Annotated in this window: 22 protein-coding genes; 11 read left to right on the top strand and 11 right to left on the bottom strand. The window is 69.0% G+C overall.

Features of this window, described 5'->3' with window-relative positions; all coding sequences use genetic code 11:
- The first annotated feature begins 53 nt into the window (after positions 1-53).
- From CRO12_RS00565 to CRO12_RS17820, 5 genes are all read left to right on the top strand, one after another.
- Positions 54-1,049 carry an adenosine kinase gene (locus tag CRO12_RS00565; RefSeq protein WP_245858084.1) on the top strand — a complete coding sequence of 332 codons (996 nt, stop codon included), beginning with the start codon at positions 54-56 and terminating at the stop codon, positions 1,047-1,049.
- A 10-nt stretch (positions 1,050-1,059) separates the two neighbouring features.
- Positions 1,060-1,707, top strand: a complete 648-nt coding sequence (gene maiA, locus CRO12_RS00560; protein ID WP_097062107.1) for a maleylacetoacetate isomerase — start codon at positions 1,060-1,062, stop codon at positions 1,705-1,707.
- 5 nt (positions 1,708-1,712) lie between these two features.
- Positions 1,713-2,096 (top strand): Rieske (2Fe-2S) protein, encoded by a 384-nt coding sequence (locus tag CRO12_RS00555; protein WP_218838865.1) that lies wholly within the window; start codon positions 1,713-1,715, stop codon positions 2,094-2,096.
- Between the two features lie 96 nt (positions 2,097-2,192).
- A complete protein-coding gene (locus tag CRO12_RS00550) occupies positions 2,193-2,615 on the top strand; it encodes a hypothetical protein (RefSeq protein ID WP_097062105.1) in 423 nt (140 codons plus the stop codon).
- A gap of 5 nt (positions 2,616-2,620) precedes the next feature.
- The gene (locus CRO12_RS17820; RefSeq protein WP_179640779.1) at positions 2,621-2,758 is read left to right on the top strand and encodes a hypothetical protein; all 138 of its coding nucleotides are present in this window, start codon (positions 2,621-2,623) and stop codon (positions 2,756-2,758) included.
- A gap of 63 nt (positions 2,759-2,821) precedes the next feature.
- Here the strand turns inward: CRO12_RS17820 and CRO12_RS00545 are convergent, their stop codons facing one another.
- The 6 genes from CRO12_RS00545 to CRO12_RS00520 form a co-directional block, all read right to left on the bottom strand.
- On the bottom strand, positions 2,822-4,360 hold the full coding sequence (locus CRO12_RS00545; RefSeq protein WP_097062104.1) for a TadA family conjugal transfer-associated ATPase: 1,539 nt from the start codon (positions 4,358-4,360) through the stop codon (positions 2,822-2,824).
- Positions 4,361-4,610: 250 nt separating this feature from the next.
- Entirely contained in the window at positions 4,611-4,865 is a 255-nt protein-coding gene (locus tag CRO12_RS00540) for an ATP synthase F1 subunit epsilon (protein WP_097062103.1), read from the bottom strand.
- Between the two features lie 130 nt (positions 4,866-4,995).
- Complete coding sequence (atpD, locus tag CRO12_RS00535) at positions 4,996-6,477, bottom strand: F0F1 ATP synthase subunit beta (protein WP_097062102.1); 1,482 nt, start codon at positions 6,475-6,477, stop codon at positions 4,996-4,998.
- Between the two features lie 24 nt (positions 6,478-6,501).
- Entirely contained in the window at positions 6,502-7,386 is an 885-nt protein-coding gene (locus CRO12_RS00530; protein ID WP_097062101.1) for a F0F1 ATP synthase subunit gamma, read from the bottom strand.
- Positions 7,387-7,528: 142 nt separating this feature from the next.
- Positions 7,529-9,058 carry a F0F1 ATP synthase subunit alpha gene (gene atpA, locus CRO12_RS00525; protein WP_097062100.1) on the bottom strand — a complete coding sequence of 510 codons (1,530 nt, stop codon included), beginning with the start codon at positions 9,056-9,058 and terminating at the stop codon, positions 7,529-7,531.
- A 3-nt stretch (positions 9,059-9,061) separates the two neighbouring features.
- Positions 9,062-9,613, bottom strand: a complete 552-nt coding sequence (locus CRO12_RS00520) for a F0F1 ATP synthase subunit delta (RefSeq protein WP_097062099.1) — start codon at positions 9,611-9,613, stop codon at positions 9,062-9,064.
- A gap of 126 nt (positions 9,614-9,739) precedes the next feature.
- On the opposite strand from CRO12_RS00520, the gene CRO12_RS00515 reads away from it, so the two are divergent.
- From CRO12_RS00515 to CRO12_RS00505, 3 genes are all read left to right on the top strand, one after another.
- The gene (locus CRO12_RS00515; protein ID WP_097062098.1) at positions 9,740-10,168 is read left to right on the top strand and encodes a MarR family winged helix-turn-helix transcriptional regulator; all 429 of its coding nucleotides are present in this window, start codon (positions 9,740-9,742) and stop codon (positions 10,166-10,168) included.
- A 74-nt stretch (positions 10,169-10,242) separates the two neighbouring features.
- On the top strand, positions 10,243-10,620 hold the full coding sequence (locus tag CRO12_RS00510) for a hypothetical protein (protein ID WP_179640778.1): 378 nt from the start codon (positions 10,243-10,245) through the stop codon (positions 10,618-10,620).
- A 150-nt stretch (positions 10,621-10,770) separates the two neighbouring features.
- Entirely contained in the window at positions 10,771-11,637 is an 867-nt protein-coding gene (locus tag CRO12_RS00505) for a hypothetical protein (RefSeq protein ID WP_097062097.1), read from the top strand.
- Between the two features lie 18 nt (positions 11,638-11,655).
- On the opposite strand, the gene CRO12_RS00500 is transcribed toward CRO12_RS00505, so the two are convergent.
- Complete coding sequence (locus CRO12_RS00500; RefSeq protein ID WP_097062096.1) at positions 11,656-13,044, bottom strand: DEAD/DEAH box helicase; 1,389 nt, start codon at positions 13,042-13,044, stop codon at positions 11,656-11,658.
- Between the two features lie 258 nt (positions 13,045-13,302).
- Between CRO12_RS00500 and CRO12_RS00495 the strand changes: the two genes are divergently transcribed.
- Positions 13,303-13,575 carry a PilZ domain-containing protein gene (locus CRO12_RS00495; protein ID WP_097062095.1) on the top strand — a complete coding sequence of 91 codons (273 nt, stop codon included), beginning with the start codon at positions 13,303-13,305 and terminating at the stop codon, positions 13,573-13,575.
- Between the two features lie 184 nt (positions 13,576-13,759).
- Positions 13,760-14,791 carry a bifunctional DNA-binding transcriptional regulator/O6-methylguanine-DNA methyltransferase Ada gene (gene ada, locus CRO12_RS00490; RefSeq protein WP_097062094.1) on the top strand — a complete coding sequence of 344 codons (1,032 nt, stop codon included), beginning with the start codon at positions 13,760-13,762 and terminating at the stop codon, positions 14,789-14,791.
- An 88-nt stretch (positions 14,792-14,879) separates the two neighbouring features.
- Here the strand turns inward: ada and CRO12_RS00485 are convergent, their stop codons facing one another.
- Together CRO12_RS00485 and CRO12_RS00480 are read right to left on the bottom strand one after the other, a co-directional pair.
- Positions 14,880-15,902 carry a ferritin-like domain-containing protein gene (locus CRO12_RS00485; RefSeq protein ID WP_097062093.1) on the bottom strand — a complete coding sequence of 341 codons (1,023 nt, stop codon included), beginning with the start codon at positions 15,900-15,902 and terminating at the stop codon, positions 14,880-14,882.
- A gap of 11 nt (positions 15,903-15,913) precedes the next feature.
- Positions 15,914-16,879, bottom strand: coding sequence for a ferritin-like domain-containing protein (locus CRO12_RS00480; protein ID WP_097062092.1), 966 nt, complete (start codon positions 16,877-16,879; stop codon positions 15,914-15,916).
- 152 nt (positions 16,880-17,031) lie between these two features.
- Between CRO12_RS00480 and CRO12_RS00475 the strand changes: the two genes are divergently transcribed.
- Entirely contained in the window at positions 17,032-17,847 is an 816-nt protein-coding gene (locus tag CRO12_RS00475; protein WP_097062091.1) for a Crp/Fnr family transcriptional regulator, read from the top strand.
- 2 nt (positions 17,848-17,849) lie between these two features.
- Here the strand turns inward: CRO12_RS00475 and CRO12_RS00470 are convergent, their stop codons facing one another.
- Complete coding sequence (locus CRO12_RS00470) at positions 17,850-18,560, bottom strand: anti-sigma factor (protein ID WP_097062090.1); 711 nt, start codon at positions 18,558-18,560, stop codon at positions 17,850-17,852.
- On the bottom strand, positions 18,553-19,092 hold the full coding sequence (locus tag CRO12_RS00465; protein WP_097062089.1) for a sigma-70 family RNA polymerase sigma factor: 540 nt from the start codon (positions 19,090-19,092) through the stop codon (positions 18,553-18,555). The genes CRO12_RS00470 and CRO12_RS00465 overlap by 8 nt, the downstream gene beginning before the upstream one ends.
- Between the last annotated feature and the right edge of the window lie 13 nt (positions 19,093-19,105).

The following is a 19,105-nucleotide window of genomic DNA, read 5'->3' as shown; positions in this document are numbered from 1 at the left end:
CCCTCCGCGTCGCCACCCCCTACGGCGAGCGCCAGTCAGTTCAGGAGAAGTGCGTGACCACCAGCTACGACGTTGTCGCGATCGGCAACGCCATCGTCGATATCCTCGCCCCCGCCGACGACGCCTTCATCGTCGCCGAGGGCATGAACAAGGGCTCGATGCAGCTGGTGTTCTCGCCGGAGGAGGCCGACGCGCTCTACGCCAAGATGGGGCCGGGGCAGGAGGTGAGCGGCGGATCCGCCGCCAACACCGTCGCCGGGATCGCGGCGCTCGGGGGCACCTGCGGGTTCATCGGCCAGGTCGCCGACGACCAGCTCGGCCAGGTCTTCGCGCACGACATCAAGGCGGCGGGCGTCGACTTCACGACGGCCGCGCGGAGCGGCGATCCGGCGACCGCCCGCTGCCTGATCTTCGTGACGCCCGACGGGCAGCGGACCATGAACACCTTCCTCGGCGCGTCGCAGTTCCTGCCGGCCGCAGCACTCGACCGCGACATGATCCGCGCCTGCAAGATCCTCTATCTCGAGGGTTATCTGTGGGATCCGGAGGAGCCGCGCGCGGCGATGCGCGAGGCGATCGACCTGGCGCGCCAGTCCGGCAAGATCGTCGCCTTCACCCTATCCGACGTGTTCTGCATTGCGCGGCACGGCGACGATTTTCGCCAGCTCCTCGCCGACCGGCTGATCAACATCCTTTTCGCGAACGAGGCGGAGCTGTGCGCGCTCGCCCGGACCGATGATCTGGAGGCCGCGATCGAGCAGGTGGCGCCGCAGGTCAACGTGCTTGTGGTGACGCGCGGCGAGCACGGCGCTTATGCGATCACCGGCAAGGTCCGCTTCGGCGTGCACGCGCAGCCGGTCGCGTCGGTCGTCGACACGACGGGCGCAGGGGACCTGTTCGCCGCCGGCGTGCTCCATGGCATCGCCGCCGGCAAGGCGCTCGATGCCTGCTTGGTGCAGGGCGCGATCTGCGCGGCGGAGGTGATCAGCCACGTCGGCGCGCGGCCGCAGGCAGACCTGAAGGCGCTGGTCGCGGCCAAGCTCGGCTGAGCGGCAGCGCGTGAGCCAGCCCGTCCTTCACGGTTACTGGCGCTCCAGCACCGCCTACCGGGTGCGGATCGCGCTCGCGCTGAAGGGCGTCGCCTACACGCAGGTGTCGCACGACCTGCGCCGGGACGAGCAGGGCGCGGCCGATTACCTGGCGCTCGCGCCGCAGGGGCTGGTGCCCGCGCTGGAGGCGGATGGGCAGGTTCTGACCCAGAGCCCCGCGATCATCGAGTGGGTCGAGGAGCGCTGGCCGGCGCCGCCGCTGCTCCCCGCCGATCGAGCCGCGCGCGCCCGCGTGCGGGCGATGGCGGCGCTGATCGCGTGCGACATCCACCCGCTCAATAACCTGCGGGTGCTTCGCGCGCTGCGCCATGATTTCGCGGCCGATCAGGCGACGGTGGACGCCTGGGCGGCGCGATGGATCGCGCTCGGGTTCGCCGCGCTGGAGCAGCATGTCGCAGCGGTCGGCGGCGCCTTCGCCCACGGCGACGCACCGGGGCTGGTCGACTGCTATCTCGTGCCGCAGGTCTATTCCGCGCGGCGCTTCAACGTCGACCTCGCGCCGTACCCACGCCTGATGGCGGCGCACAATGCAGCGGCGGCGCTGCCGGCGGTCCAGGCGGCGCATCCCGACCGGCAGCCCGACGCCGATCCGGCGTGACCGGGATCGAGCGGCTCTTCGCGACTCCGCCCGGCGTACGGCTCGGTCCGCTCGACCAGATTCCCGACGGCACCGCCCGCAACTACGTCCTGCAGCTGCGCGCCGGTCGCTTCCACGGCTTCGTCGTGCGGCAGGGCGGCGTGGTCACCGGCTACGTCGATCGCTGCCCGCACGCCGGCGTTCCGCTCGCGGCCCGGCTCGACGACTATCTCTCGCCCGACGGCACGCTGATCGTGTGCAGCTGGCACGGCGCGGTGTTCCGGATCGCGGACGGGCTGTGCCTGGGCGGGCCGTGCACGGGCGCGTCGCTGACGCCGTGGCCGGTCACGGTCGCCGAGGGTGAAATCATCACTTGCACAAAAATAACGGCCGGTACAGAAAGCGGTTGACGGTTCGGGGCGCCCTTTCTATACCCATCAGTATAGAAGTGAGCGGCAGCGGTAAGGGACAGCTGGTCCACCGCTTGGCAGAAGGGAGCCGGAACCATGGCCTATCTGAACTTCAGCGAAGCAGCGGCGGGCAGCCCGGCAGGCGACGCGGCCGAGCCGCGCCGGACGACCGGCTTCTCGGCCCTGGAATGGTCGGTGATCATGCTGGCCGAGCGAGACAAGCTGTCGTCGCTGCGCGCGCCCGGTGCCCTCTCGGTCGCGATGGGTGCGGTTTTCGGCGGGCGCAGCCACAATCCGCGCCTCGCCGATCCGCAGCTGGAGGCGCTCCGCCGCATGGCGGTGATCTCCTGGCATTATGGATATGTGGTGCCCGGCGACGCGGTAAAGGCGTTTCTGGACGCGGGCTTCACGCAGGAGCAGTATGAGCTGCTGGTCGACAGCATCGGCGTGCGGCGCCGCGCGGTGACAGAGCGGCGCTTTCGCCGGGGCCTGGCGGCCAAGCTGGCGCGGGCGGCCTGAACGTCGTGCGCTGGGTGAGCGGCGGGTTGCCCGCCTCGGTTGCGCCGCGGCTCTTGTCGGCGATGCGTGATGCCGACCGCGCGCGCAAGGCGGAGCGCCTTACGTCCAAGGACGAAGCGTCGGTCGAGACCGTCGACGCGTGAGCCCAGGATAACGAAAGGTACCGGCTTCGGCTCTGGGCTCCCGCACGCGCGGGAGCACTTAGCTTATAGACACGCCTCCAGCAGCGCCTGGTCGAACCCGAACTGTCGCGCCTTGTCGAGCGTGTACGGACGCAGGCCCATCGAGCGGTACTCGCCGATGATCTTGCCGTCGGCCGACTCGTCCAGATACTCGAACTTGAACAGCTCCTGCGTGACGATCACCGGGCCTTCCATGCCGATGACCTCCGTCACGTTGGTCACGCGGCGGCTGCCATCGCGCAGGCGCTTGACCTGGACGATCAGGTCGACCGAGTCCGCGATCTGACGGCTGATCGCCTCCTTCGGAATCTTGATGTCGCCCATCATGACCATGTTCTCCATACGCCCCAGGCACTCGCGCGGGGAGTTGGAGTGGAGCGTGCACATCGACCCGTCGTGGCCGGTGTTCATGGCCGACAGCAGGTCGAAGCACTCGCTACCGCGGATCTCGCCCAGGATGATCCGGTCGGGGCGCATACGCAGCGCGTTCTTGACCAGGTCGCGAATCGTGATCTCGCCCTGACCCTCCAGATTCGGCGGACGAGTTTCGAGCGGCAGCCAGTGCGGCTGCTGGAGGCGAAGCTCGGCCGCGTCCTCGATCGTCAGCACGCGCTCGCCCGGGTCGATCATCTTCGACAGGGCGTTCAGCATCGTCGTCTTGCCCGAGCCGGTACCGCCCGAGATGACGATGTTGAACCGGCTGGCACCCGCGATCTTGAGCGCGGTCGCCATCTTGGGCGACATAGACCCGAACCCCGCCATCATGTCGAGCGTGATCGGCTTGTCTGAGAATTTGCGGATCGAGATCGCCGTGCCCTTGAGGCTGAGCGGCGGGACGATCACGTTGACGCGGCTGCCGTCCTTCAGGCGCGCGTCGGCGAGCGGGGTGGTCTGGTCGACGCGGCGGCCGACCGAGTTGCAGATGCGCTGCGCGATCTGGAACAGATGCTCCTCGTCGCGGAACTGGATGGCGGCGAGCTCAAGCCGGCCCTTGCGCTCGATAAAGGTCTGCTCGGGGCCGTTGACCATGATGTCGGAGATCGCCGGGTCGGAGAGCAGCTCTTCGAGCGGTCCTAGGCCGAGCAGCTCGTCGACCAGCACCTTTTCCAGCGCGAACTGTTCGCGGCGGTTGAGCGTCAGCTTCAGCTCGGCGAGCACCTCGCCGATGATCGGGCGGAACTCCTCGGCCAGCTCGTCCTTGCTGAGGGTCGCGGCGGCTTCGGGATCGACGCGCTCCAGCAGGCGCGGCAGCACCTGCTCCTTGATGCGGTGGATCGAGCTCTCGAAGCCCTCGACGCGGCTGGAGCCCGACTCGGCGGACGCGGCCTGACGCTCGGCGAGCCGGGTCATCGCGTCGCTGCTGGCGGCGGTCGGCTCGAGCGGCGCTGACGCGTCGCTCTCCGCCATGCCGGGGAGGGCACCGGGATGGAGCGGCGGGAACTGCTCGCCGCCTTCGGGCCCGTCGGCGCGCGCCGGCCCACCCTGCATCGGCCGGGCCACGCCGAATGCCGGCCGTGCGCCGGGCGTGCCGCTCAATCCATTACGTCGACCGAAAGCGCTCATCCCGCCCCTCGCTTGCGCGGGACCGACCCGCACCAAAGTGGCACAGGAACTAGGGGCTAAGGCTTTAGAATTGCCTAACCACGGTGAGTAGGGTTGTGACTAATTCATCCAATTGTCCTGAGTAGCCGCTGAGCTTGTCGAAGCGGCGTATCGAAGGACAGCCAAGTCACGTGCCCTTCGATACGCGCCTTCGCCGGGGCTCAGTAGCTACTCAGGACGAACGGCTGGCGAGTAGATACGCGCGAGCACCTCAGCCCGTGACCGCCTCCGCCAGCACAACCAGCCCGACGCCGTTCACCTCGGCGAAGCCGCCCTCGATGCGGATTGTCTCGGGCGTCGAGCCCTGCGTGCGGTAGATCGCAAGCTCGCCGTCGCGGATCGTCGACATCAGCGGCGCATGATTCTCCAGCACGCCGAAGTCGCCCTCCGTGCCGGGCACCACGACCATGTAGACGTCCTCGGAGCGGACCAGGCGTTCAGGCGTCACGAGTTCGAAATGCAGCATTGGATTACCTTCTCCCTCTCCCCTGTAGGGAGAGGGTCGGGGAGAGGGGCAGTCATTGGGAGGGAGGGACGCTCACGACACGGCCCCTCTCTCAACCCTCTCACCCACAGGAGCGAGGGTTCAAGGTCAGTTACGCTTCTTCGGCCAGCTTCTGCGCCTTGGCGACGGCCTCTTCGATGCCGCCGACCATGTAGAAGGCGCTCTCCGGCAGATGGTCGTACTCGCCGTCGACCACCGCCTTGAACGACTTCACCGTGTCCTCGATCTGGACGAACTTGCCGCTGATGCCGGTGAAGACCTCGGCGACGTGGAACGGCTGGCTGAGGAAGCGCTGGATCTTGCGGGCGCGGGTGACGGTCACCTTGTCCTCTTCGGACAGCTCGTCCATGCCGAGGATGGCGATGATGTCCTGCAGCGCCTTGTACTTCTGCAGCGTCTCCTGAACGCGGCGCGCCGTCTCGTAATGCTCCTGGCCGACGATCGCCGGGGTGAGCACGCGCGAGGTCGAATCGAGCGGATCCACTGCCGGGTAGATGCCCAGCTCCGAGATCGCGCGGTTGAGCACGGTCGTCGCGTCGAGGTGGGCGAACGAGGTCGCCGGCGCCGGGTCGGTCAGATCGTCCGCGGGCACGTACACGGCCTGCACCGAGGTGATCGACCCCTTGTTGGTGGAGGTGATGCGCTCCTGCAGCGCGCCCATGTCGGTCGACAACGTCGGCTGGTAGCCCACGGCCGACGGAATACGGCCGAGCAGCGCCGACACCTCTGCGCCCGCCTGGGTGAAGCGGAAGATGTTGTCGACGAAGAAGAGCACGTCCTGCCCCTCCTGGTCGCGGAAATACTCGGCCATGGTCAGGCCCGACAACGCGACGCGGGCGCGCGCCCCCGGCGGCTCGTTCATCTGGCCGAACACCAGCGCGACCTTCGACCCCTCGCTTGTCGGGTTGCCGTCCGCATCCTTGGCGATGACGTTCGCGTCGAGGAACTCGTGGTAGAGGTCGTTGCCCTCGCGGGTACGCTCGCCCACGCCCGCGAACACCGACGTGCCGCCGTGGCCCTTGGCGATGTTGTTGATCAGCTCCTGGATCAGCACGGTCTTGCCGACGCCGGCGCCGCCGAACAGTCCGATCTTGCCGCCCTTCGCGTACGGCGCGAGCAGGTCAATCACCTTGATGCCGGTGACCAGGATCGCGCTCTCGGTCGACTGGTCGACGAAGGCGGGGGCGGCGGCGTGGATCGGCGCGCTCGCCTCCGCGTCGATCGGACCGCGCTCGTCGATCGGCTCGCCGATCACGTTCATGATGCGGCCGAGCGTCTTGGGACCGACCGGCACGCGGATTTGCGAACCCGTGTCCTTGACGGTCTGGCCGCGGGTCAGGCCGTCGGTCGCGTCCATAGCGATAGTGCGGACGGTGTTCTCGCCCAGGTGCTGCGCGACCTCCAGCACCAGGCGGGTGCCGTTGTTGTCGGTCTCAAGCGCGGACAGGATCGCCGGCAGGTTGCCGTCGAACGCCACGTCGACGACCGCGCCGATGATCTGGCTGATCCGGCCCACGTTGTTGCTGGTGCCCGTGTCCTGCGTCGGGCGAATGTCTTCGGCGAGCGTTGCCATATGTGCTTCCTTGCCTGTCGTAACTTAGAGCGCTTCGGCGCCCGAGATGATCTCCACCAGCTCGGTCGTGATCGCGGCCTGGCGGGTGCGGTTGTATTCGATGGTCAGCCGGTTGATGAGGTCGCCGGCGTTGCGGGTCGCATTGTCCATCGCGGTCATCTTGCTGCCCTGCTCGGACGCGGCATTCTCCCGCATCGCGCGGAACAGCTGGATCGCGATGTTGCGCGGCAGCAGCTCGGCCAGGATCGACTCCTCGTCGGGCTCGTACTCGACCGCGGCCATGCCTGAATCCGCAGACGGCGTTGCCGAGACCTTGACCTGCACCGGGATGATCTGCTGCTCGGTCGGCTCCTGCGCCAGCACCGACTTGAAGGTCGAGAAGAACAGGTGCGCGACGTCGAACTCGCCGTTCAAGTAGCGGCGGATCAGGTCGTCGGCGTAACCGCGCGCGTCGGCAAAGGTCAGCTTGCCGAGGTCGCCGGGCTCGATCCCGTGCGCCATGCGGTCGCGGTAGATGCGGGCGAGCGCCGCGCGCCCCTTGCGACCGATGGTGTAGAACTTGACCGTCTTGCCCTGCGCGATGAGCTCATCGGCGCGGCGGCGGGCCAGGCGGGCGATGTTGGTGTTGAACGCGCCGGCGAGGCCGCGATCGCTGGTCGCGACCACGAACAGGTGGACGTCCTGCTTGCCCGTCCCGGCGAGCAGCGGGGACGAGCCTTCGCCGATCTGGACCTTGCCGGCGAGGCTCGCCACCACGCGCTCCAGCGTCTGCGCATAGGGGCGCCCGGCCTCCGCCGCCTCCTGCGCGCGGCGCAGCTTGGCGGCGGCGACCATCTTCATCGCCTTGGTGATCTTCTGCGTCGACTTCACCGAGCCGATGCGAAGCTTGAGGGCCTTTAAGCTTGCCATCTCGTCTCTTTCTGCCGTCATCCCGGCGGAGGCCGGGATCCAGGGTCACGGGCGGTGCCGCTCCTGGCTCTGGACCCCGGTCTTGGGCCCCGTCAAAGTACTACTTTGACGGGAAAGCCCTGTCGCCGGGGTGACGAGGTGATTACGCAAACGTCTTCGCGAAGCTCTCCAGCGCGGCCTTGAGCTTCGACTTGGTGTCGTCGCCCAGGTCCTTGCTGTCGCGGATCGCGGCCAGCACGCCGCTCTCGTTCGCACGCATGTGGGCGAGCAGCGCCGCCTCGTAGCGGGTCACGTCGGCGGTCGGCACGGTGTCGAGGAAGCCCTGCGTGCCCGCAAAGATCGACACCACCTGCTCCTCGAACGGCAGCGGTGAGAACTGCGGCTGCTTCAGGAGCTCCGTCAGGCGCGCGCCGCGATTGAGCAGCTTCTGGGTGGAAGCATCGAGGTCCGAGCCAAACTGCGCAAACGCCGCCATCTCGCGATACTGCGCGAGCTCAAGCTTGATCGATCCGGCGACCTTCTTCATCGCCTTGGTCTGCGCGGCGGAGCCGACGCGGCTGACCGACAGGCCGACGTTGATCGCCGGGCGGATGCCCGCGAAAAACAGGTCGGTCTCCAGGAAGATCTGGCCGTCGGTGATCGAGATCACGTTGGTCGGAATGTAGGCCGACACGTCGCCCGCCTGAGTCTCGATGATCGGCAGCGCGGTGAGCGATCCGCCACCGTTCGCGTCCGACATCTTGGCGGCGCGCTCCAGCAGGCGGCTGTGGAGATAGAACACGTCGCCCGGATAAGCCTCGCGGCCCGGCGGGCGGCGCAGCAGCAGCGACATCTGGCGGTAGGCGACGGCCTGCTTCGACAGGTCGTCGAATACGATCAGCGCGTGCATGCCGTTGTCGCGGAAATACTCGCCCATCGCGGCACCGGTGTAGGGCGCCAGGAACTGCATCGGCGCGGGCTCGGACGCGGTGGCGGCGACGACGATGGAATACTCCATTGCGCCGTTCTCCTCCAGCGTGCGGACGAGCTGCGCGACCGTGGAGCGCTTCTGGCCGACCGCGACATAGACGCAGTAGAGCTTCTTCTTCTCGTCGGTGCCCGCGTTCGCCGCCTTCTGGTTGATGAAGGTGTCGATCGCGACGGCCGACTTGCCGGTCTGGCGGTCGCCGATGATCAGCTCGCGCTGTCCGCGGCCGACGGGAACGAGCGCGTCGATCGCCTTCAGGCCCGACTGCATCGGCTCCGAGACCGACTGGCGCGGGATGATGCCCGGCGCCTTCACCTCGACGCGGCTGCGCTGGTCGCTGACGATCGGACCCTTGCCGTCGATCGGGTTGCCGAGGCCGTCGACCACGCGGCCGAGCAGGCCCTTGCCGACCGGCACGTCGACGATGGTCCCGGTGCGCTTCACCGTGTCGCCCTCGCGAATCTCGGCGTCCGAGCCGAAGATCACGACGCCGACGTTGTCGGCCTCCAGGTTGAGCGCCATGCCCTGCACGCCGTTGGCGAACTCGACCATCTCGCCCGCCTGGACGTTGTCGAGCCCGTGGATGCGTGCGATGCCGTCACCGACGGAGAGCACCTGGCCGGTCTCGCTGACCTCTGCCTCGGTACCGAAGTTGGCGATCTGATCCCGAATGACGCGGGAGATTTCGGCGGCGCGGATATCCATTCGTCAGCCCTTCATGGCATGTGCGAGAGTGTTGAGGCGGGTGCGGATCGAACTGTCGATCATCTGACTGCCGATCCGGACGACCAGTCCGCCGAGCAGCGAAGGGTCGACCGACAGGTCGACCGCGACCTCGCGACCGACGCGCTGGCGCAGCGCCTGCTTAAGGTTGTCGACCTGATCGTCGGTGAGCGGGTGGGCGGAGGTGACCTCTGCCGTGGTCTCGCCGCGGTGCTGCGCGGCGAGCGTGCGATAGGCGCGGATCACGGCGCCGAGCTCACGCAGGCGGCGGTTCTCGGCGAGCACGCCGAGGAAGCTGGTGGTGGTCGGGTCCAGCCCGAGCGACTGCGCCACCGCGGCGACAGCGCGGGCAGCGTCGGCGCGCGCCAGGACCGGGCTGGCGGTCAGCGCGCGGAACTCGGCCGACTCGGCGAGTGCCTGGCGGACGCGGGCCAGGCTCTGCTCGACCTGGTCGATCGTCTTCGCGTCGCGCGCCAGTTCGAACAACGCGGTGGCGTAGCGGCCGCTGAGGCTTGCCTGAATACCGGCGCTTTCCACGAACGCGTGCTTCCTTGTTCCGGACCAGTGGGTGCGACCCGCAAGAGGAGGAGGCCGCGGGCGGCTCCATCGGGGTCGCCGCGCGCCTAGCAGGGCTCACCGCTGGATGCAACCGATCAGCGCCTAATGGTTGACGTAGCAACCATCCCGGTCTTTGAACAGCCTGTGTTGAACCTGATCGAGCAGTTGCGGGCGATCGTCCGCGTGAGCGACGCGCGTGTTTCCGCCGCAATCGCCGCAGAGCGCGTGAGCGTCGCCGAGTGGCGGCTCCTCTCAGCCCTGCACGCGGCAGGTGCTGTTCCGCCAAGCATGCTCGCCGAGACGCTCGGACTGACCCGCGGCGGCACTACCCGCCTGATCGACCGGTTGCGCGCACGCCGACTGGTGGTTCGCGCGGGCGCTGGGGGCACTGATCGGCGCTACCAGACGATTGCGCTGACGGGTGCAGGGGCGGTGCTGGTCAGGCACCTCGCGGCGGGTGCCGCCGCCGCCGCCGCACTGACCGACAGCGAGCATGCCATCCTCTGTGCCTCGCTCGACTCTAACGCAGGTTAGTCCGATCTAACCGGAGCGATCGGCGGGACCCCTCGTTCTCCGCCGGGCACTCGCCCATTTGGAGGATCAGCAACATGGCCGTGAAGTTTGCCGCAACACTGAACGCGATCAATCGCGGGCTGGACGAGACCAAGCCGGCGAAGGGTGCCGACCTGATCGAGGACTGGGAGGCCGCGCTCGCCGACCTGGATGTCACCGGTGCAAAGGGCATCCTTCGCGACCTTCAGTCGCTCCGCAAGCAGCTCGAGAAGGGCGAGCCCGACGCCGACCGCGTCCACGCGCTGCTCCACCGGCTGGGCGAGGCGACCGTGAAGATCGCCGATCGCGCCGACAAGAACGGCGACAAGGTCAAGTCGCTGGGCGAGGCACTGGTCGAGGCGGGCGACGAGCAGGGCGACGAGGAAGAGGACACGTCAGCTGCCGCCGAGCCGAAGCGCGCCCGCAAGAAGTGATGCTTGCGGCGGCGACCGGGCTCGGGTCCGGTCGCCGCTTGCGCCGTGCGGACGGAGCGGCCACGATCGGTGCCGGAGGCGCGAATGGGTTTGTTCAGCTGGTTGCGCGGACAGCGCACACCTAAGGGTAGGGACCAGCTAGCAGCCGCGTTGCCACCCGCGTCCGCCGTCACCGAGGCACCACCGCTCCGCGTCGTCGAGACGAGGAAGCGCCGCTTTTCGCTCCACTCAGACGACCTGTTCGACCTAACGCGCACCGCGGTCCTCCACGACTTGTTCGCCCTGCCGCCCGAGCGACGCGACGACGACTGGCACCGCCGCTTCTTCGATGCGGCGTGGCATGGCTCGGCCGAGCTGCCCGCGCCGACCGCCTTCACGGGACCGGACGGCTTTCCCTACCTTCGCTTCGACCTGCCGCGCGGCGGCGCGTTCGAGGCGCAGTCGATCGGCAATCTCGCGCGCAGCCTGGTGGATAACGCGACCGGCGCGGCGATCTTCGCCTCGCCCGACGATCCGGCCGACGCGCCGCAGTTCGTGTTCTCGATGGGTCGGCTCGACGCGATGCTGCGCTTCGACGATCCGGCGGGCGACCCGGTCGATGCGGACGCGGGCGCGCGCCCGGTCGATGAGGCGGTCTACGCGGTCGACCAGCGCAACGGCCATCAGGCGCTGACTGTCCGCGCCAGCCATCAGGTCATGATTGGCGCACCGTCGAGCGAATACCTGCCGCCCGCCACCGCGCGCGCGCTGTATCGCCACCTGGTACAGGGGTGGGGGATTGCCGAGCCGCGCGTGGCGGTGATGGTCGATCCGGCGCTCCGGCCGTCGCGCAGCCTGATCGTCAATCGCCGCCGCGACGGCTTCGGTGCCGGGCAGGACCCGGACGGCGCCGCGCGTATGTTGCTATGGTACATGATGCCGACGCAGACGATCATGCTGCTGCCGGACACGATCACCGAGCAGCAGCTGGTGCCGCTCTCCGGCTATCTGGGGGAGGGGGCGCCGGCCAACGACTGAGCCGGACGCCGCCCCCGATCAGCGTCCGCGACCGCCGCCGCCGCCGGCGCGACGCTGGCCGCCGCCACTGCCGCCGCCGCCACCGGCAGGCTTTGCGCTGAAGCGCTTCTTGGCCGGAAAGAACCGCCGCGGCTCGCCGTCGCTGCTGCCGCCGCCACTACGGCCGCCGCGGCCACCGCCACCGCCCTGCATCGCGCGGCCGGCGCGGCCGTTCTGCTCATCGCGGCTGACCGGCACGGGCTTGCGCGCCTTCACCAGCTTGGCCGCTTCCTCCAGGAAGTTGTCGGGCAGGCCGCGCACCGCGATCTTCTGCCGGGTCAGCTTCTCAATGTCGCGGAGGTACGGCCGCTCGTCCTCGGCACAGAAGCTGATCGCGATCCCGTCCGCGCCGGCTCGCGCGGTGCGACCGATGCGGTGGACATACTGCTCCGGCACGTTGGGCAGCTCGAAATTGAAGACGTGGCTCACCCCCGACACGTCGATGCCACGCGCGGCGATGTCGGTCGCGACCAGGATCGGCACCTCGCCCGAGCGGAACGCGGCGAGCGCCCGCTCACGCTGCGGCTGCGACTTGTTGCCGTGGATTGCGTTCGCGGCGACATCGTTGGCGGCGAGCAGCTTCACCACGCGGTCGGCGCCGTGCTTGGTGCGGGTGAACACCAGCGCTCGGTCGATCTTGAGCTGCTGCAGCGCCATGGTGAGCAGCGCCTGCTTCTCCGTCTGGTTGACGTGGATCACCTGCTGCTCGACCCGCTCCGCCGTGGTGGCGACCGGGGTCACCTTCACCTCGACCGGATCCTTGATGAACTGGCTCGACAGCTCGCGGATCGCCGACGGCATGGTGGCCGAGAAGAACAGCGACTGGCGCTGGTGCGGCAGGATCTTCACCACCCGCTTGAGCGCGTGAATGAAGCCCAGGTCCATCATCTGGTCGGCCTCGTCGAGGACGAAGATCTCGACCGCGCTGAGGGACAGGTGCCCCTCGTCGATCAGGTCGAGCAGGCGACCGGGTGTTGCCACCAGGATGTCGCACCCCTTCGACAGATCGACCTTGTTCTTGTGGACGGAGGTGCCGCCGAACACGGTGACGACGGAGAGCTTGGCGAACTTGGAATAGCCGCGCGCATTGTCGGCGATCTGCGCCGCGAGCTCCCGCGTCGGCGCGAGCACGAGCATTCGGCACTGCCGCGGCAGCGCGCGCTTGCCGGAGGCGACCAAGTGGTCGATCGAGGGGAGGGTGAAGGCGGCGGTCTTGCCGGTGCCGGTCTGGGCGATGCCGAGCAGGTCGCGGCCCTCCAGCAGAGCGGGGATCGCCTGCGCTTGGATCGGGGTCGGCGTCTCATAGCCCTTGGCGGCGAGGGCGTCGATGACGGGCTTCGACAGCCCGAGGTCGGTGAACTTGGTCATGTGATGATGGACTCGTGGATGGGAGTCGGCGCGCGCTCAACCCACAGCGGGGGCGCGATACGACGGGGCCAAAGACTGGCGACCCGCGTGACAGGGGAAGCTTGGGTGGAGCAAGGTCCGGGCCGGGGCGGCTGTCGCCGTCCGATCACGCAGCCGTGTTGAGGGCCTTGCTGCGGCGCTACATGCCTGCTGCACTGCGGGAAGTCAAGGCGGCGCGTCGTAACGCCGCCTTTACCAAGGTTGCGGTAACCAGCATGCATGTCCGCCGCCGCCAACCTCCGCCGCGAGTCTCGCCACCCCACCAACCGCAAGGCGAGTGCGCGCATCGCGCTTGGGATCGACCTGCTCGACCTGTCGCTGAACGGCGCGCGGGCGCGGGTGTCGATTCCGCTGCCGACCGGTACGCTGGTCAAGCTTGGGCTCGGCCAGGGCGGTGCCGATCGCCACGCCCGGGTCGTCTGGACAGAGGACGGGGTGACCGGATTCGAGTTCCTGGCCCCGATCGACGCCAAGGAACTGCCCGGTAGCTAAACGCATCCCGTTCGTGCTGAGTAGAGACTGAGCGTAGGCGAAGGCTCGTATCGAAGCACCGGCCCTTCGATACGCCGCTTCGACTTCGATCAGCGGCTACTCAGGGCGAACGGGTGAGTGGTTAAACAGCTTTGAGCGCAAACACCGGGACGCTCGCCGGCCGGGGCGCTAGTATGCGGTCGCCATGACCGAGATCGACGAGACGGCGGCCTGGACCGCCTTTGACCGCCGTGACCGCGCGGCGGATGGCCGCGTGATCGTGGCGGTGACCACCACCGGCATCTACTGCAAGCCGAGCTGCCCTGCGCGGCGCCCGCGACGCGAGCACGTGCGCTTCTTCGCGGACGTGGCGGCCGCGCAGGCCGCCGGGTTTCGGGCGTGCCGACGCTGCCTGCCCGACGAGGTCGGCCGTGAGCGGGTCGCGGTCGCGGCGGCGATCGCTGCGCTGGAGGCGGCGGAGGAGCGCATCCCGCTCGATCAACTCGCGGCGCAGGTCGGCTATGCACCGCATCACTTCCACCGCCTGTTCAAGCGCGCGACCGGGATCACGCCGGCCGCCTATGTCCGCGCGCTCCAGGCACACCGCACGGCGGCGGCGCTGGGGAGCGAGCCCACCGTGACGGCTGCGATCTACGAAGGCGGCTACGGCGCGCCGTCGCGCTTCTACGAGCGCGCGGCCGACCGGCTCGGGATGACGCCCTCGGCCTGGCGGCGCGGCGGCGCGGGCGTGACCATCCGCTGGACGGTCGCTCCGACCAGCCTCGGCCCGCTGCTGGTCGCCGCAACCGACAAGGGACTGTGCCGCGTGTCGTTCGACGAGGATGCGGCGGCACTTGCCGCTCGCTTCCCGCACGCGACGATCGAGGTGGGCGGCGAAGCGCTCGCGGCGCTCGCCGAGCGGGTCGTCGCCGAGGTCGAGCAGCCGGGGCGGCATACCGACCTGCCGCTCGACGTGCAGGGGACCGCTTTTCAGGAGGCGGTCTGGGCGGCGTTGCGCGCGATCCCGCCGGGTGAGACGCGCAGCTACGCGCAACTCGCCGCCGCTGTCGGTCGGCCGGAGGCCGTACGCGCCGCCGGCACCGCTTGCGGCGCGAACCAGGTGGCGGTGGTGATCCCTTGCCACCGTGTTCAGCGCGGCGACGGATCGATGGGCGGCTACGCCTACGGGGTCGAGCGCAAGCGCGCGCTGAGGCGGCTCGAGGGCGTCATCGATTAAGCGCGACTGGCGCGGATCGGGGGCTGAGCAAAACGAAGGGGCGGTCGACCATAGTCAACCGCCCCCTTTCTCATGCCAGTGATGACGATCAGGCGCCGCTGGTGCGGAGCGTGCCGTTGGCGCCGGCCGGGAAGAACCCGCCGGACGTCACCGCCCCGGCATTGAGGTAGACGATGTTGAGCACCTGACCCGGCGTGCGGCGGAAGATGATGCCGCTCGCGTCGGTCGGCACGAGGTTTGCGGTGATCGCCGCTCCCGTGCCGCTGGCGCGGATGCCCTGATCGATGTCCGACGAGCCGTCCAGGCTGTCGCGCGCGTTGGAGATCGCCTCCGTGGCGTCGATCAGCGATCCGGTCGTCAGACCTTTACGGTACAGCACCGTGCGGATCAGCCCGGCGTGATAGGCCTCTGCCGCGTGGATGCCGGCAGCCGCCTCGATCACCGCGGGCGTGTTGATGAACTGGATCGCGCCCTTGTACGCAGTAGGGCCGACATCCTCGAACAGGAAGGCGGCAAGCAGGAAGTTCTCGTCGTTGGCGAACGGGTCGAACGTTGCGCCGGCACCGATCAGCCCGGCCGCACGAGCGGCGTTGGAGAAGGCGCTGGTGGCGGTGACGCCCAGATCGATCGCGGGCTGGGCAACCCGCGCCGCGCCGAGCGCGTTGCGGATGAAGTTGACGTGCTCACGCTCGTCGATCGCGATCTCGCGGGCGATGGCGGCGACCTGCGGGTCGGTGAAATTGACCTGACGGCCGCCGGTCACGGCACCCTGCGTGCCAAGCCCGGTCAACTGGTCGTTCGGGAGGCCGGCGCCGGTCGCCGCGAACGAGTAGAACTGCGCCTCCAGGTATTCGAGGTTGAGCGCGAAGTTGAGCACGTCCGCCTCGCTCGGCCCGGCGGTCGTCGGGCTGGCCGTCGGCGTCGGGGTGGGCGTGGGGGTCGGCGTCGGGGTGGGTGCCGGCGTCACGTCGTCATCGTCGTCGCAGGCGGCGAGCAGGCCCGCACCGGCGACAAGCGCGCTGACGGTTCCTGCGCGACGCAGGAAGGCTCGCCGATGCGTGCGACGTTCGTCGCAGGCGGCGAGGATGGCGGAGATGTTCTCTTGATCCATGGTGGCTCCCCTTACGCCTGAGCGGTGCTGGTGCGGATGGTGCCGTTGACGCCGGCCGGGAAGAACCCGCCGAGCGTGACGGCGGCGCGGTTCAGATACACGATGTTGAGCACCTGACCGGTCGTGCGGCTGAACGCGATGCCGTTGGGATTGAGCGGCGCGATGTTGGCGACGTTGCCGATCGGACGGACGCCCTGATCGAGGTCCGTCGACCCATCGAGGCTGTCGCGCGCATTGCTGATCGCCTCCGTCGCGTCGATCAGCGCCGGGGTCGCGATCCCCTTCTGGTAGAGCGTGCCGCGCACGATCGCCGCGTGGTACGCCTCAACGGCCAAGATGCCGGCCGCTGCCTCCAGAAAGGTCTTGTTGGTGATGAGCGGGGCGGCGCCCTTGTACGCCGTCACGCCAACATCCTCGAAGATATAGGCCCCGAGCAGGAAGTTCTCGTCGGTCGAATATGGGTTGAACGTCGCACCCGCGCCGATCAGCCCGGCCGCCCGCGCGGCGTTGGAGAAGGCGCTGGTCGGCGTCGCGGAAATGTCGATCGCCGGCTGCGCCACCGCTGCCGTGGCCAGCGCACTGCGAAGGAACACGACGTGGGCGAGCTCGTCGTTCGCGATCTCGCGGGCATAGGCGCGCACCGCCGGATCGGTGAACGGGACGGCACCGGCGTTGGTCGCGACCACCGCGCCCTGCGTGCCCGTGCCGGTCAGGTTGGCCGCCGGAAGCCCGGTGCCATAGGAGGCATAATAGTAGAACTGCGCTTCCAGATACTCGAGGTTCAGCGCGAAGTTGAGCACGTCGTTGTCGGTCGGCGCGGTCTGCGCCTCCAGCGCGGTGATGCCACCCCCCATCGCGATCGCCGCACCACCGGCGAACATGGTTGCGGCGCCCACGGTCTTGAAGAAATCACGGCGTTCTTCCCGCCGCTTCACGCGCGCATCCAGCGCGTCGATTACTTGGGTCTCGTCAACCATGGTAGCCGCCTCCCGACATATTGATGGTGATGGCTGAACCCCGGCTGGCAGTCGTATGTTCCTGCTTATAAAATCTGCGTGCGATGCCGGACCGATGCATCCGCGACGGCTTGTCTGTCGGATAATGAAGACGGACAGGCGGTAGTGACGACATGGCTTCGACACAGACAAGTAGTTTTGCAGCGCAGCAGAACCTACTGCTGAACTCGCTTCAACCTGACGACCTGCGGCGGTTGCTGCAGTTCCTCGAACCTGTTGCGGTGCGCAGCGGGGCGCGGATCGGCGCATCCGTCTCCGCGCCGATGCACGTCTACTTCCCGACGACGCTCGTCGCATCGGTCGCGGCGTTGGTGGAAGGCGGCGATCCGGTCGAGGTCGGGCTGGTCGGGCGCGAAGGCATGCTCGGCTGGCCGGTCCTGCTCGGTGGCCACCACGCGCCGCACTGCGGCCTTGCGCAACTGAGCGGGGGCGAGGCGCTCGCCATGCCCGCGGCGACCCTGATCGACCTGTGCGCGGAGCACCGGACGCTCCACACCGCGCTGCTCCGCTTCGTCCAGGCCTTTACCGTCCAGCTCGGGCGGACGGTGGTCGCCAACCTGCGCGACGGGCTGGAGCGGCGATTGTCGCGCTGGCTGCTGATGCTCCACGACCGGATCGACGGCGACACGCTGCCGATCACCCATGTCGAGCTCGCCAACACGCTGCACGTGCGCCGCGCAAGCGTAACCGACACGCTGCACGTGCTGGAGGGCAACGGCGTGCTCCGCTGCACCCGCGGGCAGGTGTACGTGCGTGACCGCGCCCAGCTTCAGGTGGCAGCGGGCGAGAGCTACGGCCCGGCCGAGCGCAGCTACTCCGGCCTGATCGCGCCTTTCGGCAAGAGCGACCGCGCCGACCCGACGATGCAGGGCTGGGGCGGCTCGCGCGGCAGCGTCGACGGGGCGGGCGCCGGCCTCCTGCGCCTCTAGCGCTAGACGATCGTCAGCCGGGCCGTTCCCATCACCGCGCCGGTCGGTGCGGCGTGGGACGGCGCGTCCGGCCGCTCCATCGTCACCGCAATGATCGCGCCGTCGGTCAACGCCGGGCGCAGCGCCTGCGGCAGGCTGTGCTCGCTCGCACCGTTCAGCCGCACCATGCCGAGCGAGCGCGGCGCGGCATCGCCGACGATCACCCACAGCTCGGGCGCGTGCTCGCCGCTCGGCAGGTTGGCGGTCCGGACGCGCAGACGTCCGCTGCTCGCGTCGTAGAGCGCACTCACGATCGGCAGCCCCTCGGCAGTCGGCACCTGCGCCAGCATCGGTGTGGGTGCGGGGACGGTTGCAACCGGGGGAGGTGGTGCAACAGGCTGGTGCCGCGCGACCAGGAGCACAGCCAGCGAGGCTGCGACCGCGGTCGACAGCGCGGTCGCGATCCGCCAGCGCCTGATCGTGGCGGGCGCGGCAGCAGCATCGGGCAGCGAGCGCTCGATCCCGGTCCACAACTGCTCCGGCGCGGCCGCCGGTTCGATCCGGAGCAGCAGCGGCGCCAGGCGCAGCTGCCAGTCCTCGACCGCCCGCGCGAACGCCGGCTCCGCGACGACGCGTCGCAGCGCGGCCGCGCGCTCGTCCCCGCGCAGCACGCCGAGTGCGAGCTCGCCCGCGAGCAGGTCGTCTTCGGAAGGGTCACCGGCGAAATCAGTCACCGTCCAGGCACTTTCTCAAGGCGGCGAGCCCGCGGCGGATGCGACTCTTCATCGTTCCCGCCGGCAACTCCGCGGCGCGCGCAAGTTCATCATAGCTATATCCGTCGTAGAAGGCCGAACGGATGAACTGTCCCTGAGCATCGTCGAGCCGCGCGAGACACTCGTTGAGCGCATACAGCTCCTCGATCTCCGTCGCGGCGGTGTCCGCCTCCGGCAGCGCTGCGGCGGCGGCGATGCCCTGCGCCAGCCGCCCGTCGACGCGCCGGCCATCGATTGCCACGCCGCGCGCGATCAGCGCGAGCCAGGTCATCGCACTCGCGCGGGCCGGATCGAAGCGGTCGGCGCGGCGCCACACCCGCAGAAACGTCTCCTGCAGCGCGTCCTCCGCCGCGTCACGCGACCCGGCAAGGCGCAGGCAGATGCCGAACAGCCGCGCCGAGGTTGCGTCGTAGACGCGGCGCAGCGCCGCACGGTCGCCCTGGCCGACTCGCGCGATTAGTTCGTTCAGATCATCGCGGGCGGCGGCGGTCACGGGGCGGGCTCGC

It is taken from the genome of Sphingomonas guangdongensis, from assembly GCF_900199185.1.
In the GTDB taxonomy this organism is placed as follows: domain Bacteria; phylum Pseudomonadota; class Alphaproteobacteria; order Sphingomonadales; family Sphingomonadaceae; genus Sphingomonas; species Sphingomonas guangdongensis.
The sequence above is the reverse complement of the archived record's forward strand: the minus strand, read 5'-3'. Positions and strand labels throughout refer to the sequence as shown.

What these genes read in the sequence shown, in the direction of transcription:
- CRO12_RS00550 (WP_097062105.1), top strand. Translation starts at nt 2,193, where the DNA reads ATGGCCTATCTGAACTTCAGCGAAGCAGCGGCGGGCAGCCCGGCAGGC.
- CRO12_RS00545 (WP_097062104.1), bottom strand. Translation starts at nt 4,360, where the DNA reads ATGAGCGCTTTCGGTCGACGTAATGGATTGAGCGGCACGCCCGGCGCA.
- CRO12_RS00540 (WP_097062103.1), bottom strand. Translation starts at nt 4,865, where the DNA reads ATGCTGCATTTCGAACTCGTGACGCCTGAACGCCTGGTCCGCTCCGAG.
- atpD (WP_097062102.1), bottom strand. Translation starts at nt 6,477, where the DNA reads ATGGCAACGCTCGCCGAAGACATTCGCCCGACGCAGGACACGGGCACC.
- CRO12_RS00530 (WP_097062101.1), bottom strand. Translation starts at nt 7,386, where the DNA reads ATGGCAAGCTTAAAGGCCCTCAAGCTTCGCATCGGCTCGGTGAAGTCG.
- atpA (WP_097062100.1), bottom strand. Translation starts at nt 9,058, where the DNA reads ATGGATATCCGCGCCGCCGAAATCTCCCGCGTCATTCGGGATCAGATC.
- CRO12_RS00515 (WP_097062098.1), top strand. Translation starts at nt 9,740, where the DNA reads ATGGTTGACGTAGCAACCATCCCGGTCTTTGAACAGCCTGTGTTGAAC.
- CRO12_RS00510 (WP_179640778.1), top strand. Translation starts at nt 10,243, where the DNA reads ATGGCCGTGAAGTTTGCCGCAACACTGAACGCGATCAATCGCGGGCTG.
- CRO12_RS00500 (WP_097062096.1), bottom strand. Translation starts at nt 13,044, where the DNA reads ATGACCAAGTTCACCGACCTCGGGCTGTCGAAGCCCGTCATCGACGCC.
- CRO12_RS00495 (WP_097062095.1), top strand. Translation starts at nt 13,303, where the DNA reads ATGTCCGCCGCCGCCAACCTCCGCCGCGAGTCTCGCCACCCCACCAAC.
- ada (WP_097062094.1), top strand. Translation starts at nt 13,760, where the DNA reads ATGACCGAGATCGACGAGACGGCGGCCTGGACCGCCTTTGACCGCCGT.
- CRO12_RS00485 (WP_097062093.1), bottom strand. Translation starts at nt 15,902, where the DNA reads ATGGATCAAGAGAACATCTCCGCCATCCTCGCCGCCTGCGACGAACGT.
- CRO12_RS00480 (WP_097062092.1), bottom strand. Translation starts at nt 16,879, where the DNA reads ATGGTTGACGAGACCCAAGTAATCGACGCGCTGGATGCGCGCGTGAAG.
- CRO12_RS00475 (WP_097062091.1), top strand. Translation starts at nt 17,032, where the DNA reads ATGGCTTCGACACAGACAAGTAGTTTTGCAGCGCAGCAGAACCTACTG.